The organism is Glycomyces sp. NPDC021274, from assembly GCF_040641195.1.
In the GTDB taxonomy this organism is placed as follows: domain Bacteria; phylum Actinomycetota; class Actinomycetes; order Mycobacteriales; family Micromonosporaceae; genus Glycomyces.
In genome coordinates, this window is record NZ_JBFADC010000015.1 from 20,109 (window position 1) to 36,538 (window position 16,430).

14 protein-coding genes are annotated in these 16,430 nt (G+C 67.1%); 10 read left to right on the plus strand and 4 right to left on the minus strand.

Annotation, left to right across the window (positions count from 1 at the left end; all coding sequences use genetic code 11):
* Positions 1-39: 39 nt before the first annotated feature.
* Both AB0I03_RS23970 and AB0I03_RS23975 read right to left on the minus strand, forming a co-directional pair.
* Positions 40-1,029, minus strand: coding sequence for a LacI family DNA-binding transcriptional regulator (locus tag AB0I03_RS23970; RefSeq protein ID WP_360416470.1), 990 nt, complete (start codon positions 1,027-1,029; stop codon positions 40-42).
* Between the two features lie 282 nt (positions 1,030-1,311).
* On the minus strand, positions 1,312-3,426 hold the full coding sequence (locus AB0I03_RS23975; RefSeq protein WP_360416472.1) for a beta-galactosidase: 2,115 nt from the start codon (positions 3,424-3,426) through the stop codon (positions 1,312-1,314).
* Between the two features lie 309 nt (positions 3,427-3,735).
* Here AB0I03_RS23975 and AB0I03_RS23980 point away from each other — a divergent pair, with 309 nt between their 5' ends.
* The 7 genes from AB0I03_RS23980 to AB0I03_RS24010 all read left to right on the plus strand — a co-directional run bounded on the left by AB0I03_RS23980 (position 3,736) and on the right by AB0I03_RS24010 (position 11,855).
* Positions 3,736-4,899, plus strand: coding sequence for an ROK family transcriptional regulator (locus AB0I03_RS23980; RefSeq protein ID WP_360416474.1), 1,164 nt, complete (start codon positions 3,736-3,738; stop codon positions 4,897-4,899).
* 271 nt (positions 4,900-5,170) lie between these two features.
* Positions 5,171-5,701 carry a hypothetical protein gene (locus tag AB0I03_RS23985; RefSeq protein WP_360416476.1) on the plus strand — a complete coding sequence of 177 codons (531 nt, stop codon included), beginning with the start codon at positions 5,171-5,173 and terminating at the stop codon, positions 5,699-5,701.
* A gap of 422 nt (positions 5,702-6,123) precedes the next feature.
* A complete protein-coding gene (locus AB0I03_RS23990; protein ID WP_360416478.1) occupies positions 6,124-6,744 on the plus strand; it encodes a hypothetical protein in 621 nt (206 codons plus the stop codon).
* Positions 6,745-7,005: 261 nt separating this feature from the next.
* The gene (locus AB0I03_RS23995) at positions 7,006-9,030 is read left to right on the plus strand and encodes a hypothetical protein (RefSeq protein WP_360416480.1); all 2,025 of its coding nucleotides are present in this window, start codon (positions 7,006-7,008) and stop codon (positions 9,028-9,030) included.
* Positions 9,031-9,150: 120 nt separating this feature from the next.
* Positions 9,151-10,620: a ParB/RepB/Spo0J family partition protein gene (locus AB0I03_RS24000; RefSeq protein WP_360416482.1), complete on the plus strand. Its 1,470-nt coding sequence runs from the start codon at positions 9,151-9,153 to the stop codon at positions 10,618-10,620.
* Between the two features lie 401 nt (positions 10,621-11,021).
* A complete protein-coding gene (locus AB0I03_RS24005) occupies positions 11,022-11,213 on the plus strand; it encodes a hypothetical protein (protein WP_360416484.1) in 192 nt (63 codons plus the stop codon).
* Complete coding sequence (locus AB0I03_RS24010; protein WP_360416486.1) at positions 11,214-11,855, plus strand: hypothetical protein; 642 nt, start codon at positions 11,214-11,216, stop codon at positions 11,853-11,855. It abuts the gene before it with no gap.
* An 867-nt stretch (positions 11,856-12,722) separates the two neighbouring features.
* On the opposite strand, the gene AB0I03_RS24015 is transcribed toward AB0I03_RS24010, so the two are convergent.
* Entirely contained in the window at positions 12,723-13,592 is an 870-nt protein-coding gene (locus AB0I03_RS24015; RefSeq protein ID WP_360416488.1) for a TIGR02391 family protein, read from the minus strand.
* 455 nt (positions 13,593-14,047) lie between these two features.
* Between AB0I03_RS24015 and AB0I03_RS24020 the strand changes: the two genes are divergently transcribed.
* The 3 genes from AB0I03_RS24020 to AB0I03_RS24030 all read left to right on the plus strand — a co-directional run bounded on the left by AB0I03_RS24020 (position 14,048) and on the right by AB0I03_RS24030 (position 15,899).
* A complete protein-coding gene (locus tag AB0I03_RS24020) occupies positions 14,048-14,506 on the plus strand; it encodes a single-stranded DNA-binding protein (RefSeq protein ID WP_360416490.1) in 459 nt (152 codons plus the stop codon).
* An 81-nt stretch (positions 14,507-14,587) separates the two neighbouring features.
* Positions 14,588-15,547 (plus strand): DUF4192 domain-containing protein, encoded by a 960-nt coding sequence (locus tag AB0I03_RS24025; protein WP_360416492.1) that lies wholly within the window; start codon positions 14,588-14,590, stop codon positions 15,545-15,547.
* A 70-nt stretch (positions 15,548-15,617) separates the two neighbouring features.
* Positions 15,618-15,899 (plus strand): hypothetical protein, encoded by a 282-nt coding sequence (locus AB0I03_RS24030; protein WP_360416494.1) that lies wholly within the window; start codon positions 15,618-15,620, stop codon positions 15,897-15,899.
* 6 nt (positions 15,900-15,905) lie between these two features.
* Here the strand turns inward: AB0I03_RS24030 and AB0I03_RS24035 are convergent, their stop codons facing one another.
* Positions 15,906-16,214 (minus strand): hypothetical protein, encoded by a 309-nt coding sequence (locus tag AB0I03_RS24035; protein WP_360416497.1) that lies wholly within the window; start codon positions 16,212-16,214, stop codon positions 15,906-15,908.
* Positions 16,215-16,430 lie beyond the last annotated feature (216 nt).

Consider the following 16,430-nt stretch of genomic DNA (forward strand, 5'->3'; position numbering starts at 1 on the left):
GACGGCCGGGAGGGGACTCTCCCGGCCGTTCCGGTCACCTCACGCAGTGGATTCGCGGATGGCGACCGTGAACGGGGCGGAGAACTGGCGTGGCGGGAGCGTCGGGTCGGCGATGCGCGAGAGGATGAGGTCAAGGGCCTTCGCGGCAGTCCAACGATGGTCGGGACTGACGGTGGACAGTGACGGTGTGAGCACCGCGGCCGGGGGGATGTCGTCAAAACCGATGAGGCGCATGTCCTCCGGAACGCGCACGCCGCGGTCCCGCAGGCCACGCATGATCCCCATCGCGACGGTGTCGCTGAACACCACCACGCCGTCGATGTCGAGGTCCGCATCGGCGATCCGGTGTCCGGTGCTTCGTGCGCCTTCCCAAGAGAACGCGTCCAGGGTGAATCGCAGTTCCGGTTCGGGTTCAATGCCGCGGTCCTCCAACGCGGTCCGGTAGCCGTTGTAGCGCCGCGTGATCATGGTGAGCCGGTCGAGCTCGCCGTCGGTGACGACCGCGATGCGTCGGCAACCTTGGTCGATCAGGTGCTCAGTGGCCGCGGCGGTGCCGGCCTCGTTGGGCATCATGATGTGGTCGAACCGGCCGCCCAGGTCCTGCTCGCCGAGCAGCACGATCGGGTAGCGCTGGGCGGGCACCGACGGAACCGACGGGTCGAACTCGACCGCCGCGAGAAGCAGTCCGTCCAGGTGAAGCGCGCGCGATTGGGCGATCGCGGTGGCCTCGCCCTCGGCGACGCCACTGGTCTTCTCGACCGCGATGCGGTAGCCGCGCTGTGCCGCTTCGTCAATCAAAAGGTCGGCGAGCATGCCGTAATAGACGTTGCCGAGCTGCGGGACAGCGAGCCCGATGACCCGGCTGCGTCCCGACTTCAGGGCACGGGCGGAGAGGTTCATCTGGTAGCCGGTGGCGCGGATGGCCTCCAGAACGCGTTCCCTCGTCTCATCGCTCACGTTGATGCGCTTGGTGATGACGTTGGAGACCGTCATGGTCGACACGCCGGCGAGGCGGGCGACATCGCTCATGGTGACCTTGCCTTGATTCACCAGGCCTCCGCATTCTGCGTACTCTTCGGCGCCGCGAGCCGATGCCTTGCGGCTCCGGAATCCGCTGCTCAATCGATTGCCGTAGACGGGAGTATAACGAATGTCAATCCGCCTCACGATCGTCGCCGTCCGGGTGAAAGCCGGAAGGACCTGCGCGAAGGCAAGCCCGTGGAGTCAAGGTTTCAAGCGCTGGCGCTAATGGAGAGGCACGGCGAACCGGCCGGGGCGCTGGAGTCGTCCAGTGTCCCGGCCGGTTTTCTTCTATGAATGGGACAGCTCGCGGAGGACGCGGACACCGCCTGCGGGGACGACGATCATCGGTCCGGCGTAGGCGTTCGCTTCGATTTCGGTGCTCACGGGAAAGTCGGCACCCGTGAGCAGGTCGCGTCCTTCGGCGACGACCTTCTGGTCGACGTCGGTGTGGTTGAGCAGGAACAGGTATGAGCGGCCGTCGCCGACGCGGCGGACCGCTTCCAGGCCCGGCGGGGCGGTCACCGGCGGTTCAAGGTCGGCGGTTTCTATGAGGTGCCCCGCGATGCGGTCGATCGACTCGGGGGGAAGGTGCACCGAGACGTACCAGGCCGAACCGTCGCCGACCGCGTTTCGAGTGACGGCGGGGCCGCCCGCGAGGGAGCTCGAGGTGTACGAGACCACGGTCTCGGCGGTCTCCAGGACCACGCGTTCGGTCCATTCCTTCACGGCCGCACCGTCGTCCAACGCCACGGTCTCATGCGCTTGGAGCGGGTAGTACTCGTCGGTCCACGCTCCGAGGACGTCTCGGAACGCGCCGGGGAATCCGCCGGGGATCACCTGGTTGTCCGAGTCGCAGACGCCGGAGAGGTAGGTGACCAGGAGAGTTCCGCCGCGTTCGGGGACGGCGCGCAGGCGCGCGGCCACCGGTTCGGCGACAGTGAGCAGGGTCGGGACGATGACCAGGTCGTAGCCGTCGAAGTCGGTCGACGGCGGGACGACGTCGCACAGGATGTTCCGTTCCCACAGCGCGCGGTGCCACTCGCGCAGCTCGCGCCCGTAGGACAGGCCTCGGTGCGGTTTGAGGCCGTGCTGGAGCGCCCACCCGGCCGGGTCGTCGGCGACGATGGCGGCTCGGGCCGGTTCGACTTGCGTCCCTTGGACTTCGGCGAGGGCTTTCAGATGCTGCCCGAGTTCGCGCACTTCCCGCCAGACGCGGGAGCGGGTGCCGCTGTGCGGGAGCATCGCCGAGTGGAACTGCTCGGCGCCCGCGCGGGAGGCCCGCCATTGGAAGAACATCGCGCCGTCCGAGCCGCGGGCGACGTGTCCGAGCGAGTGGCGGACGATCTCGCCGGGGTCCTTGGCGCGGTTGCGCTGCTGCCAGCTGGGCGATCCGGTGGAGCTCTCCATGAGCAGCCACGGGCGCCGGTCGGGGAACAGGCCGCGCATGCGGTCGGCGGCGAACGCGAGGTCCTGCTCTCGCAGCGGGTCGTCTACCAGCGTGTAGTGGTCGTTGGCGGCGATCGCGGTGTGCGGGGCCCAGGTCGCGTAGTCGACGACCTGCGCTCCGGCGCCGACCATGAGGTTGGTGGTGATCGGCGTGTCCGAGTACCGCTCGACGACCTCCTTCTCGGCCAGGTACTGCGAGAGCAGCGCGTCCGAGGAGTAGCGCTCGTAGTCCAGGAACAACCCGGGGTTCGGTGCGCCGTGGCGCCCGCGCGGCGGCAGGATCTCCTCCCAGGCGCCGAAGCGGTGTCCCCATTGGTTAGTGCCCCAGGCGGTGTTGACCGCTTCGAGGGTGCCGTGCCGCTGGCGCAGCCAGTCGCGGAAGGCCTCGGCCGAGAGGTCGCAGTAGCAGCGGGCGTTGCCGCCGCCGAACTCGTTCCCGATGTGCCACAGGCGCACTGCCGGGTGGCGGCCGTAGCGTTCGGCGAGGGCCTCGACATGGCGCAGCGCGTAGCGACGGAAGACCGGCGAGGCCGCGCACCAGGCGAGGCGTCCGCCCGCCGGTTCCCGGAAACCGTCCACGAGGACGGGCGCGATCTCGGGGTGCGCGGCCAGGAGCCAGCTCGGCGGGGCGGCGGTCGGGGTGGCGAGGTCGATGCCGATCCCGTGGCGGTGCAACAGCTCGATGATGTCGTCCAGCCAGGTCCAGTCGCGGACGCCGTCGGCGGTCTCGACCGTGCCCCAGGCGAAGATCCCGAGCGACACGAGGTTGACACCTGCTTCGCGCATGAGGCGGACGTCCTCGTCCCAGGCCTCGCGGGGCCACTGCTCAGGGTTGTAGTCACCGCCGAACGCGAGGCCATCGGTGAAACGCACCGCCGGTCGCAAGGTCGGCGCCGGTACATTCACGCGGACCGCGTCCCGGGGGTCGCCGCTGCGCCAGGGGTTGGAATAGTTCACCGTGGTTCGACTCCTCATCAGGGGTGAGCGTCTCGGCGTCGTGGGACATGCCGGCTATCGGCCCGGGCTCCTTCGTCCCGCGGAACCGATGATGTGCGCTCGAGCATCGGTGGTAATTATTAAACCGCTAAATTTACGGTGTCAAGCATTAATCTCGGCGAGACCTCGACGGCGCGCCCGGCCACGCGCGCAGAATCGCCAGAACACGAGTGCTCGACCGATCCAGTACAGTGACCCCAGCCGCTCACCGGCTGCCGAGCATTCACCCAGCAGGAGGCCGCCTTGCGCTCGTTCGGGGCAAACACGCGCATGCCGACCCTGGCCGCGGTCCTGGACCTCATCCGCGCACGCGGCTCCGTGAGCCGCGTCGAACTGGCCGAGGCCACGGGCCTCACCGCGGCGACCATGACGCACGCCGTCCGCAAGCTCATCGGCCTCCGCCTGGTCCACGAGGTCGGCACCGTCCCCTCGCAGGGCACGCCCCGGAGACTCCTCGGTATCAGAACCGATTCCTGCTACATGGTCGGCATCCAATTCGACGCGTACACGGGCACCGGCGTGGTGGTGGACGTCGCCGGCACGGTTCTGGCGCAACGGGAACTGCCCGCACCCGGCATGCGATCCCCTGCGGACGCGATCGCCGACATCGCCGAGACGGTACGCCTCCTGCTGCAGGACGCCGCGGTACCGCGCGAACGCGTGCTCGGGATCGGCTTGGCCACCTACGGACCGCAAGACCGTGAAGCCGGCATTCTGCTCACACCGCAGCCGACCCCCGAATGGCAGGGCCACCCCCTCGCCAGAACCCTGTCCGAGGCCACCGGGCTCCCCGTGTCCATTGAGAACGACGCCACCGCGGCGGGCATCGGCATCCAGACGCTCAGTGACTCGGCCTCAAGCTTCGCCGTCGTCTACATGTCCGGCGGGATCGGAGCGGGCATCATTCTCGACGGGCACCCCTACCGAGGGGTGACCTCGAACGGCCTCGAACTCGGCCACATCTCCGTCAACGCCCTCGGAGCTCCATGCGATTGCGGCAACCGCGGCTGCCTCGACCGGGTGGCCGGTCCGACCGCCATCGTGGAGCAGGCACTCGCGGACCCCGAACTCGCCGACCGCATCGAACGCGCCGCCGACCCGCTCACCGCATTCCTGTCGATCGGCCGCGCCGCACTCCACGGCGACCGAGCCGCAACCGAGCTCATCGCCACCTCTACACAGCGCCTGGCCGTCGCCACCGTCACCCTCGTGAACCTGTTCGACATCGGCCGCGTCATCCTCGCCGGGCGGGCGTTCACCGACATTGGGCCGGTCTACCGAGACGCCCTCCAAACCGTGCTCGACGAGGCGATCTTCATGCGACACGTCCACACCGTCCAGGTCGAACTCGCACCCGACGTCACCCAGGCCGCCGCCGTCGGAGCCGCAACCGTCATCCTCCGCAACCTCCTCGAGTCCCCCGATACGACGTAGGCCGAGTTCGCGAACCTCCTAAGCCTCGGGGAGGTCGGCAAGGGCTGAGGCATCAGCACCGCGCATCCTGCGTTGGGGTGCTGCGGGCATCCGGGGTGCACCGCTGCGCAGTCGGTAGCCGAGTTGCGGAGGTACCGCTTGAGCATGCCGATGAGCGGCAGCCCGAGGAGGTCGCACGCGCGGGAATCCCCTTCGGTCGGAGACGGTCCGTAAGATTGCGGACTCGAGAAGATTGATTCGTGATCCTCATTCCCTGAAATGGTGACGGTCTATGTCGAAAATGGCTAAGCGGGACTTTTCTGGCATACGGCAATGGTGTGGAGAGCAGAGCCGTGCCTTCGAGGAGCTTTCGTTCCAACTCCTCGCCGCCGCCTTCAACACCGGCCCCAGCGACACCGACCGCGCTGAAGCCGAAGCCCCGCCGTGGAACATCGCCGCCGCCCTCCTGGCGCTGGAGGAGACCGGGCTCGACGGCCGGGGCGAGTGCGAGGACGCCCACCGGCGCCACATGGCAGGAGACGACCTCACCGCCGACGACCTCGCGCGCAGCCACGCCTTCCTCGCCCGACGCACGCTCGAGGACTTCACGCAGTGGTTCACCGAGCAGATCCGCTCCCACGGCCTCCCCCGCGCCGGCATCGACCCGGTCGAAGTCTGCTTCCTCGCCACGGCCCAAGCCGCCGCCTGCCCCGACCAGACCTTCCGGCTCGAATGCCTCACCCGCGCCAAGGAGCTTGCCGCCATCGGCGACATCGACCCCGAGTATCTGGCCCTGCTCGAATCCTCAGCGCACTCCTGGTAGCCCAGCGCCAAGGCCGATGACGGAACAGCCCCATGCGGCGGCCCCTGCACCACGCCCGGGCCGGGCCCGACTGCATGCTGGTCGCACCGCCTGAGGCTGATCTCGGTATCAGAGTGGCGCATCAGGCATGTCGACCACGGCGTCCACATCGGCCATAGCAACCACGTCATCCGGCGGGTCCCTCCAGTTGCCCGAACTCCCCGGAGCAGCGTGCACAGCCTCCTGCTCGCTCAACTCCATGCCGTTCCCCCAGCCAGCAGAACCCTGGGTGTCTGCCGCTCGCGGGTGCGGACGCTACCCGACGGCCGGGGCGACCGGGCTGCGCCCTGGAACTGCGTTCCTCGCCCCTTCCCCGCCGGGTAATGGCGCCGCACCGCGCGGCAGCCCCCGGCACCGCGCCCGACGCTGGAAGGCGCAACGCCATGACACCACACACCACTTTCAACACACTTATGGAGCAGACCGCCGGTCCGGCCGAGTTCGCCGCCGCCTTCATGGACGACCTCGGCCTGACCGGGATCTTCGAGCGAATGGACATCGCCGAAGAAGAGATCGCCACCGCCCGCAAGCGCCGCCCAGAAGCAAGCGACCAGCTCTACCACTCCTTCCACCTCCTCACACCCACCCACGAGCGCATGGAGTACGAACCGGTCTACCGCTCGCACTGCCGCGAACTCCTCCACCGCGTCGCCGCCGGAACCGACACCCGCCCAGGGACGGCCGCTGAGGTCTGCTGCGCCCTCCACGAGGTCTCCCTCATCACCCCGATCACGTCCCCGGCCTCCGGGTTGTACTTCAGGATGTGGCGATCCGCCCGGCTCCCGGACTTCCCTGAACTCACCGACCTCAGCAAGCACCATGAGGCCCTGGAGGGGTCGCGGATCGACGACCACGAGTCCGTGATGCGCCGCAAGCTCGCCGATCCCACCCGGACCCTCGACGGGGTCGAATGCCGCGGACTCCACCACGGCGAACGCGTCACCTGCACCCTCGCGCCCGCCCCGGCCCTTCTCGACTCCCTCGGTGCGGGGGTCGCGTCGTGAATGGTCACGACTTCCGCCATGTGCCGGGATCTCGACCAGCCCCGCGATTAGCGCGAAAGCGAGCATCTTCGCCGACTAGTAGCGCTCGGGCTGCTCCCAGTCGGCATGTGCCCGGACTGCCGGAGGGCGATCATCCGCGCCGAACCCGAATGGACAGCGGACGAAGCGATCCGGCTCCAGTCGAGCACCAGCGTGTGCGATGCACGGATCGCGGCCCGCCTGGTCGCCGCACACGTCAACGCGGCCAGGCCCACCGCAGCCGTGGCGACCATGCAGTACCTGCACCTCAAGATCGAAACCGACGACACCACCGCACCCGAGCGCCACCTCCTGCGCGACCGCATCACCGAAGGCATCCCGGACTTCGAGAACCCGACCTGGACGCTCGTCTACGACCTCCTCAGCAGCCTCTTCACGAGATTCTCTGCCGACATCACCCGTTCGGAATTAGTCATTGGCGCAGTTGCCAATCGTGGCAGTATCGTCACTCTCATGTCCGATTTCCAGGCATCCTCCGAGTCGCTGAGGGTGATCACGGGGGCCATCGATCAGGCAGTCGCCTCCCCGTACTTCGCTCCCGCCAAGGCGCTGAACGGTTTTGCGGTCCCTCCGGGCCTCGTTCTCGATCAGGCGGAGCAAGCAGGTCTTCATCTGCTCCGCAACCTCATGCCGCGGGACCGCGGGGTGTTGGAGTTCGTCCCCTTCCCGGCTCCGGCCGACGGCGAGCCCTCCACCATCGAGTCGCACGGCCCCGATGTCGCCGACGTACTCGCCCGCTGGAGCCAGGTATGCGAGGAGGCCGAAGCCCGAGCGGTCCTACTCCACCTGGTGTTTCTCATTCGTTTCAGCACCAACGGCATGGACCGGGGGCTCAATATACTCGCCGGCAAGGTGATCGAGTCCTACCTCCTCTCTGCGAAGCATCGAGCCGCGATTGGTCCGAGTGCCGATCTGCCGGGGCCGTCTGCCCTGTACTTCCTGGCACCGGCGACCGACATGCTCACTTCGGCGATGCTGGTCGCCCTGATCTCAGGCCACAAACGCGGCGGCGGTGGGATCACCGAGTTCGTGATGGCGCTCGCCCCCACCTACATCACCGACAAGTACGCCGAGGAGATCGGCTTTCCGCTCTGCATGCTCGACGTGCTGAGGATCTTCCCGAAGATCATGCCGCGAAATGACGTCCTGGTCCTCCTCCGCAAGGCCGAACGGCTCTGCACCGGAGAGATCTCGCACCAGGTCGCCGTCGAAGCGCTCATCAGCCACCCGGGCCTGCCTGAAGAAGACCAGCTCGACGCTGCACGCCGGTTCGTCACGTCGATGATCGAGACCGCCACCACCGCCCACCCCAACGACGCGATGGGGATCTACCTGAGGCTCAACAAGTTCTGCCACGAGCACGGCCTGGCGCGCGACCCGCTAGTTCGGACCGTCACCTACGCGATCACCACCGTGGCACCGAAGATGGAGCTCCACTATGACCGAATGGAAGTGCCGAGAGAGGTGGTCGACATCGTGAACTACGAGATCGCGGCGATCATCGGACGCCTAGAGAAGGCGACCTCCCTGGCCGAGGCGCTCGCGATGGTCGTCGACGGTCCACCACCGCTTCCCCCGCCCAGGGAGGGTGACGAAGTGGATCTCGACGGCCTCCTCCTGATCGAGCTGCTCAAGCTCGGCGAAAGGAACCTCCCGCTCCGCTCGGTCCCGATCGACCACCTCGGCGCCGAGGGAATCGCCGATGCCCGTGCCCTTGCGATGGTGATCGGCGCGCTGGTGCCGGCGGCGGCGCTCGAATTCATTGGTGAGCGGTTCAACCCGACCGAGGAGGCGACGCTCGCTACGCTGCCCAAGTTCCTTGTCCAGCCCGCGAATCGTCAGCGTCTCGCCCGGGCGCTCATGACGTTCTGGAGCGGCGATGCGGACCGCATCGACGATACTCAAGCCCGAGCGACGCTCCTGATCGAAGGGGCGGCTCGTGAAGTCGCGGATCACCTGGAGCTGACGGACTACCAACCTCCCCTGGTCTCCGGCCCCGAACCGCACAACGCGAAGCACGACGGGCTGGAGGAGCTGTTGACCTCCCTGGCCGGACGCGATGAGCTCGACCAGGACTGGCTCGACTCGATCGACTTCATCGCACGCCAACCCGGGGTAGGGCTGAACCTCCGCAACGACACCGCGCATGCCCTCAATCGTGAGGGCCGTCGCGTGTTCACCGGTCTCGCCCTCCAAGCGGCGCTCTACCTGGTGTCGGTTCTTGGACTCCAACATACCGAGTCCTAACCTGCGCGGCGGCGCTTGCTGGGCCGGTCCAGGGTAGCCGCTTCGCGGCTGGGCCCGGGCCTTCAGCAAGCGCCGCCGACTTCAACATCACGTCGGCGGCTGATCCGATTGGAGGCTCCCGTGGAGCTCACCCAGATCCCGCCCGCGAACCTCGTCCCGCACCAGAAGAACGCGCACTCCGAACTGCGCGGCATCGACGCACTCGCCCAGACCGTCGAGTACCTCGGCATCATCGAACCACTCGTCGTCCTCCCCGCCGACGAGGACGGCAACCACACGATCGTCGCCGGGCACCGCCGCCACGCCGCAGCACTCCAGGTCGGATTGGAGACCGTGCCGTGCGTGGTCGTCGACGACCCTGGTGCGGCCGACCAGCTCGTGACCATGCTGGTGGAGAACCTGCACCGCGATGACCTCACTGTCCTCGAAGAGGCCCAGACCTACCAGCAGCTCACCCTCCTGGAATGGGAGCCCGAGCGTATCGCCCGGGCTACCGGCCGGGACCTCGACCGCGTTCAGCAGTCCCTGACCCTCCACCAGCTCCCCGAGCAGGTCCAGCAGGCCGCCCACACCGGGGAGGTGGACCTGGTTTCGGCCGCTGCCCTGACGGAGTTCGCGCACGATCCCAAGGTGATCGAGCGGATCATGAAGAAGGCCGGCGGGCACTGGAGCGTCCAGCACCTCATCGCCGAGGAACGCCACCGCCAGCAGACGAAGGACACTCTCGACCGCCTCAAGGCCGAACTGGTCCTCGCCGGCGTCAAGGTGACGCCGCGCCCGAAGTTCCTCACCGAGGGCGGCACCGCTGTGCCCCTGCACCACCTCGTCGACGCCGAAGGCGAGCCCGTGGACCCGGAGTGGGTCAAGAGCGAGCCGGGGTTCGCGGCCTACATCAACCGCGACTATGGCGCCAAGGCCGAGTACTACTGCCCCGACCCCGCCGCGGTCGGGCTGCGCCCGGCTCCGGGGTCCTCGGCGGGACACCGGGCCGAGCGCGAGGCCCGCGACGCCGAGATCGAAGCTCGGCGAGAGGCGTGGGAGGCCGCGACCGGGGTGCGGACTGATTTCCTGCTCGCCAAGTACGGCACCGCGAAAGGCGCGAAGCCACTGTTCCGACTCGCGCTCGCCGAGCTTGCGAGCACCAGCATGAATCTGCCCCACGACGAGTACGCCGATCTCGCCGATGCCCTCTGCGGCTGCCCGATCCGGGAACTGCCCCAAAACGCAGGGCTCGACCGCCTCACCCGCGCCACCGTCGCCCGCTGGCTCGTCCACGCAGAGAAGAACCTGATCGGCCTCGCCCGCGGCTACTGGGGCGACCTGGAGCACGCGCTGTCCTACCTCGACCTCCTGGTCGCCGGAGGGTACGAGCTGGCCGAGGTCGAAGCGCAGCTGCACGAGTCGATCACAGCCCGCCTTGCCGGCGAAGCAGAGGGAGACGAAGCGGAAAAAGGCGACGAGAACGACGACGAGGGCCCGGGTCCGGACGCTGCGGTCTACGTCGCCGCCGACGCCGAAGACGTCGCCGACGCGGCCTCGGACCACAATGCGGACGTCGAGGCCGAGACCGACGATCTCGTCACGGCCTAAGCCCCCGGTGACCGGTGCCGCACCGATACGGCGCGGCATCGGCCACCAATACGCCTCATCGCCGCTCGATCGAGGCGACATGCCGTCGTGTCCGGTTGCACCGCAACGGCATCACCACGGATTAGGCTCAGCTCGCGCGGCCGGAACTCCATCGACCGGTGGGGTTGAAATCCGGACCCGGCTGTGCGCCAGTATATTCCGGCAGCCGGTCTCCTCGGTGGCGGAAATACCGTGTGCGCATCGACTCCGATGCGGTGGGCCGAGCAGCGAAGACCAACCTGTGCGACACGGACGCCACCCTTCCGAGAAAAGCCTGCTCATCGGAAGGACCGATAACCCGCAGGTTGGCGTGATTGCAGTATTTGGCATCCCACCTGCGACTTTGTTGCTACCTTGAGGGAATGAATACTGAGAACAACCAACCAAGCGCGAGCGAAGAAGTTCAAAGCGGGGACGCCCGGCTCATTGGCGGAAAGGTCATGATCTTTACCGATGGCAGTTGGCAACCTTCTTCTCAACTTCCGGACACAACCGTTGAACCAATCGTGCGCGTGATGCAGGAGGCTCAGCGCACTGAGCATCGGCGAGGCTGAGTGAGTGATACCGGCGTCGCAGGTCAGGCGCAGTCTCCCCTCGATGCGATCTCTGAAATGCGAAGCACAGCCAAGTGGATGATCGCGGCGCTCGGTGCGGTTGGGGCATCGCTGCTCGCGGCTTTCCCACTGGGCGCGTTGAATGGTGTGAGCAACACGACCGATCTCATTTGGGCAACCATTGGGCTCGTGCTCGGTATTAGCGGTGTCGCATACGCTATTTGGCGCACAGCCGAAGCACTAAGTCCACCTATCACCACGCTGTCCTCCGTAAATGACGACGGACTCAAAACACTTCGCACCCTTCTGGATGCGTCACCCGAGACATTCTACGGGCCCTTTGGAAACTCGGTTCATGATCTCGTTGAGAAGCGCCGTTACTATGAACACGCCGTGATCAGTATTTCCAAGCTAATTGCGTCGAATGAAGACTCGAGTCAGGATTTGGCGCTTCAGCGGGCTCTTGCCGAACAAGAGAGTAATGCCAGACTTGCTCGAAACCTACAGAAGCGTCTCCTGGAATTCGCCCATGCTTGGCAGGTTCGCGAACAACTCAGGAAAGCCCGCATCCACGCGATGGCAGCGGTTGGAGTGATCATTATTGGAGTCGTCCTCATAATGATTGCCGCCATTGAGCATTAACCTGACTCATGCCTGGACTATTTGGCCTAAAACATCCAAAAGAGCCACGGATTTGCCGCGCCTGGGAGCCGCGGCCTACGGTCGATGGAGGCGTGGCGTCGCTTGAGGGACACTGTCCACGATGCAGACGCCCTGATCATCGCCAATATGAGGTCCTCAGCCCAAGGGAACAAATGTTCGATAATCGGGGAGGCGGCAATGGCCGAACGGTGGCAAGACGACCGCCTGCGGAGTTGGCCGTAGCCCTGGCAATGCGGCTGGGCTCCGAGCTGCGCGCCGGGGCGGCGCCGGTCATCGGCGGGCTGCCGCCGCGGCGCGCCGTTCTCCCGGTCACCGACGCTCTCGCGCCCCTCCTGCCCGAAGGGGGCCTGTCCGGGCAGATCGGGATCGACGTCACCCGGCGCGGCGCGACCAGCCTGCTCTTCGGCCTGCTCGCCGTCGCGACGGCGAAAGGGCTGTGGTGCGCGGTCGTCGACCAACCGCGGCTCTACCCCCTCGCGGCCACCGCGGCCCGGGTCGACCTCGACCAACTGGCCCTCATCGACGTCACCGGCATCGATCAACGCCTCGCCGCGCTCGGCGCGCTATGCGAAGGCATCCCAATCGTCACCACCTCGACCAAGGGGCTTACCACCCGCCAGGTCGCGCGAGCGGGGTCGAAAGCGAGCAGGACCGGGACCGTCATCATCTGGCTCGAACACCAGCCGACACCGCGGCTCGACGCCCGCATCGCCGTGACCTCCTGCAAGTGGCTCGGGCTCAGACCGAACCAGCAGCGCCGCTGGGGGTCGGGACCGTCTCCCCGTGCCGTCTGCACGTCGCCGCCGCCCGGCGCGGCGGCCACCGCGCCGCAGCCGAGGTGTGGCCCTACGGTCGAGGCTCGTCAACCGGCTCCGCGTCGGAGCTTGGGGGCCGCTGAATGTCGCATTGGTCGAGCAGGTGGGCGAGGAAGCTGTAGGCCGCAAGCCGTTCCATCGCTTCTTGCTCACTGAGTTCATCGCCGGAGTGCGAGGTCGGGTTCCGCACGGTCAGGTTCAATCCTTCGGCGAGTCCTTTCAGCGACGCGGCGAGCGGCGGCAGGCCGTTACGCATGCTCTTGACCGTCTGGTCGTTCGCCTCCCCGGGCCAGACCAGACGCGGCCAGTCCGCCGCGTCCTTGGGCCGCTGGGTCTTTCGCGACGCGAGCGTCTGCTCCCAGAAGGTGGTGCCGTTGACACCTCCACGGCCGAGTTCCTTGCGCCAGAACTCGGTCAGCCCTTCCGCGGCTTCACGCACCGCAACCCGGTACTTGTGGGTCGTCCAGTACGGTGCGGCAGCACCCCAGACCACCGGATGGAACGACGAGGGAGCGAAAGCCGGAAGATCAGAATCCACCGCAGCCTCGGCGTCTTCGACCATCCCGCGGAGGCGTCCTCGGGCCGAAGCTGCCGTGCTGCGGATGTCCTGCGGAGCGAAGAGCGCCTTCGGCGAAGACATCAAGGACCAGTTCGCGATCGGATCGAGCGGCGCACTGAACCCCGCCACCTGAATGTAGGCTCCCGTCACTCGCACTGCTCTCGACGCACTTCCCGCCTTCTCTGCCACGTCGAGAGCGAGTCGGCGCTCCTCTCCAAGGTTCTGGCCCTCCTTGATCTGCACCGTCGGGAAGTATCCGTATGGCGGTTGGAATCCGATCTCGACCTGGGTTGTCATCCAGGCATCGAAGGCGGTTTGGAATTCCGCGACCGCGGAGTCCAAGCGGCGAAGGTAGTCAGCTCCGTACCTCGGCATCTCGACCTGTTTCCTCTCGACCGCGAAGCCCGGTGAGGCATTCATCGGGGGTTGGGGGCTTCAGCGTATCCAGCGAGCCGTGAGCCGGAGGTCCCCGAGCTCGCACCCGCCAGCCTCAGCGTTGTAGAACTCGTGTGCTCCTTGCCGGATCGCTGACGCGGTCGGGTTCGTCTGCCCGGGTGTGCCTGCTGTGGTGTGAGGACGCTACGCGACGGCCGTCCGTCACCGCTCCTTCGTCGCTCGCAAGGGCGCCTGCGCACTTTCTTCGCAGAGCGCTCCTTCGTCGCTGCGAACAAAGTGCTGGACCCCCTTGACGTGCCGATCGTCTTCGCCGCGTGGACGCGGCCTCACCACAGCGGCACAACACCCGGGGGAGAGCCCCGGTCGCCGCGCCAGCACCGATCCCGACAAGGAGTCACATCATGGAGTTCCACTTCGCCGTCGAAGGCCAGATCGTCCGCCGCGACCCCGAGGTCTTCGCGACCCCGAACGGCAACCAGGGCGTCCGCTTCGAGCTCGCCCACAAGCCCACCTACCGCGACGCCTCCGGCAAGTGGGTCGAGGGCAAGACACAGTTCTTCGACATCACCTGCTGGGGCGCCCTGGCCGACAACGTCCTCGCGAGCTTCAAGCGCTACGACACCGTCATCGTCACCGCCCGCTCCCTCTACGCCCAAGAGAGCAACGGCTTCGCCCATCTGAAGGTCACCGCCGAGAATGTCGCCGCGTCGCTCAGGTTCGGGACCGTCGCCCCTGCCCGCAAGGAGCGCGTGGCGAACGCCGAGGTCCGCACCGCCGACGGCGAGACCCGACCGGTCACCGTCGAGGACCCGTGGGCCGGCACGAACGCCAAGCCCGCGCAGCAGCCGGTCGCGGCCTAACTCCCTTCGCGGGGCGGCTAGCAGGCCGCCCCGCTTTCCTTTCTCGTTCGCCGCTTTCTTTTCGCCTCTTGGAGCACCGCCATGACCACCCAGACCAAGCTCGCCCTCAATGGACCGGCCGACCTCGTCAGCGCCGTCCCCTACCTCCTCGGGTTCGAACCCGAGCACAGCCTCGTCATCGTCTGCCTCAAGGACGGTCAGCTTGCCTGCACCTTCCGCGTCGACCTGCCCGGCAGCATCGACCACCTCGACCGCCTCCCCAACCTCACCGCCCAGGCCGCCGTCAACGACTGCGAGGGCGCGGTCCTGATCGCCTACGGCGAGCCTGAGCTCGCCACGGCCTGCCTCGACCGCACCGCCCTGGACTTCCGCGCCGATGACATCACCGTCATCGACACGATCCGGGTCACCGACGGCCGCTACTACAACCCGACCTGCGCCGACTCCTGCTGCCCTGCGGAAGGACTCCCCATCGCCGAGACCACCGCCATCGGCACCGCCCTGGCCGCCGCAGGCATGGCCCGCCACCCCGACCGCGCCGCGATCTCCGCGCTCCTCGCCCCCGCCGACCCGGCCCGCCGGGCGCTGGTGGCCACCGCCGTCGACGATGCTGTCACCGCCGAAGCTGAACTGTCGTGGGCTGAACAGCGACAGATGGACCTTGCCGCGGTCGACTCCTGGATCGGCGCGGCTGACCTCCCCGACTCCCCGGCCGACATCGCACTCCTCGGTTTGGCGATAGGCGACTTGGACGTTCGCGATCACGCACTGATCGCCAGCGACATCGACCCGAACAGGAACACGGACCTGTGGCTGTGGGTCGCACGGCATCTCGAAGACGATCTTGCCGTGCCCGCGCTGACCGCTGCCGGGTGGTGCGCCTACCGGTCGGGCAACGGCGTCCTCGCCCTCGAAGCCTTCGAACAGGCGCTCAAGTACAGCCCGCATTACCGGCTTGCGCAGATGCTCTTCGAAGCGCTCCAGGTCGGCATCCCCCCGCACGTCCTCTCGGCTCTGACTGCCGGCCGCGCCAACGCCTAGGCAGACGTCGCACTGGCCCCGCCCGCCTCACAGCGGGCGGGGCCTTCGTCATCTCGAAGGGAGGTTTCCCGTGTCCGAGCCCGACACCCTCACCGACGCTCTCACGACACTCCAGGCCGCCGAGGCGGCCTTTCAAGCGGCCCGCGCTCAACTCCGGGAAGCCGAGACCGAGCGCTACCGTTCGATCTGGCAGACCCTCACTACCGCTGACAATGTGGCCGAGCTGCGCGGCGCGCTTCCGACCACTGTCACCGCCACGTCCCTGCGAGCTGCCGTCCGCCGCCATGCCACTGGCGACACCGGGTACGTCCAGCCGGAACTGCCCGACCTCGACGACGATGTAGAGCACTGAATCGACCTACGCCGCCGCACCGTTCTGAGTGCGGGCGGTGGCAAGGGCAGCGCGAACCTCACCGATGGTCAGCTCGCACATCTGCCCGATGCTCTCCTGAGTCTCCCCCAGCTGCTGCAGTTCCTGGACGCCCACAGCGATCGCAAACCGTCCCTCCTCGACCGCGAGTTTGGCGGCGAGGATGTCGATCACGGTCCCCTCGATGCGTGTCTCACGCTCGCGGACCTGGGCGATACGGCGCCGGCGGATCTCGCCAGCGCGGCGCGCAGCGAGGGCGCGTTTACTCGGTTGTGGTGTTCTCTCGAAATCGTTCATGCCAGCGACCATAAACGTGATCCGGCGCGACCTGCAACTTCCGATTCTCGCAATTTCATGACCCATCGGCACCACTCGGAACTCTCGATGAAAACCGAGGACGAGATTAGGCATCCACTGGCACTCCAGGATATCTACCAGGACTGACACACGATTCGATCAATAATTTTGAATCGAAGGACACACCTCTTGCACGTTTCGTGAATCAGGACCAAC

Bases quoted from the DNA above. Each gene is read 5' to 3' on its own strand.
- AB0I03_RS24020 (WP_360416490.1), top strand. From the start codon at position 14,048: ATGGAGTTCCACTTCGCCGTCGAAGGCCAGATCGTCCGCCGCGACCCC.
- AB0I03_RS23970 (WP_360416470.1), bottom strand. From the start codon at position 1,029: ATGAGCGATGTCGCCCGCCTCGCCGGCGTGTCGACCATGACGGTCTCC.
- AB0I03_RS23985 (WP_360416476.1), top strand. From the start codon at position 5,171: ATGTCGAAAATGGCTAAGCGGGACTTTTCTGGCATACGGCAATGGTGT.
- AB0I03_RS24025 (WP_360416492.1), top strand. From the start codon at position 14,588: ATGACCACCCAGACCAAGCTCGCCCTCAATGGACCGGCCGACCTCGTC.
- AB0I03_RS23980 (WP_360416474.1), top strand. From the start codon at position 3,736: ATGCCGACCCTGGCCGCGGTCCTGGACCTCATCCGCGCACGCGGCTCC.
- AB0I03_RS23990 (WP_360416478.1), top strand. From the start codon at position 6,124: ATGACACCACACACCACTTTCAACACACTTATGGAGCAGACCGCCGGT.
- AB0I03_RS24005 (WP_360416484.1), top strand. From the start codon at position 11,022: ATGAATACTGAGAACAACCAACCAAGCGCGAGCGAAGAAGTTCAAAGC.
- AB0I03_RS24035 (WP_360416497.1), bottom strand. From the start codon at position 16,214: ATGAACGATTTCGAGAGAACACCACAACCGAGTAAACGCGCCCTCGCT.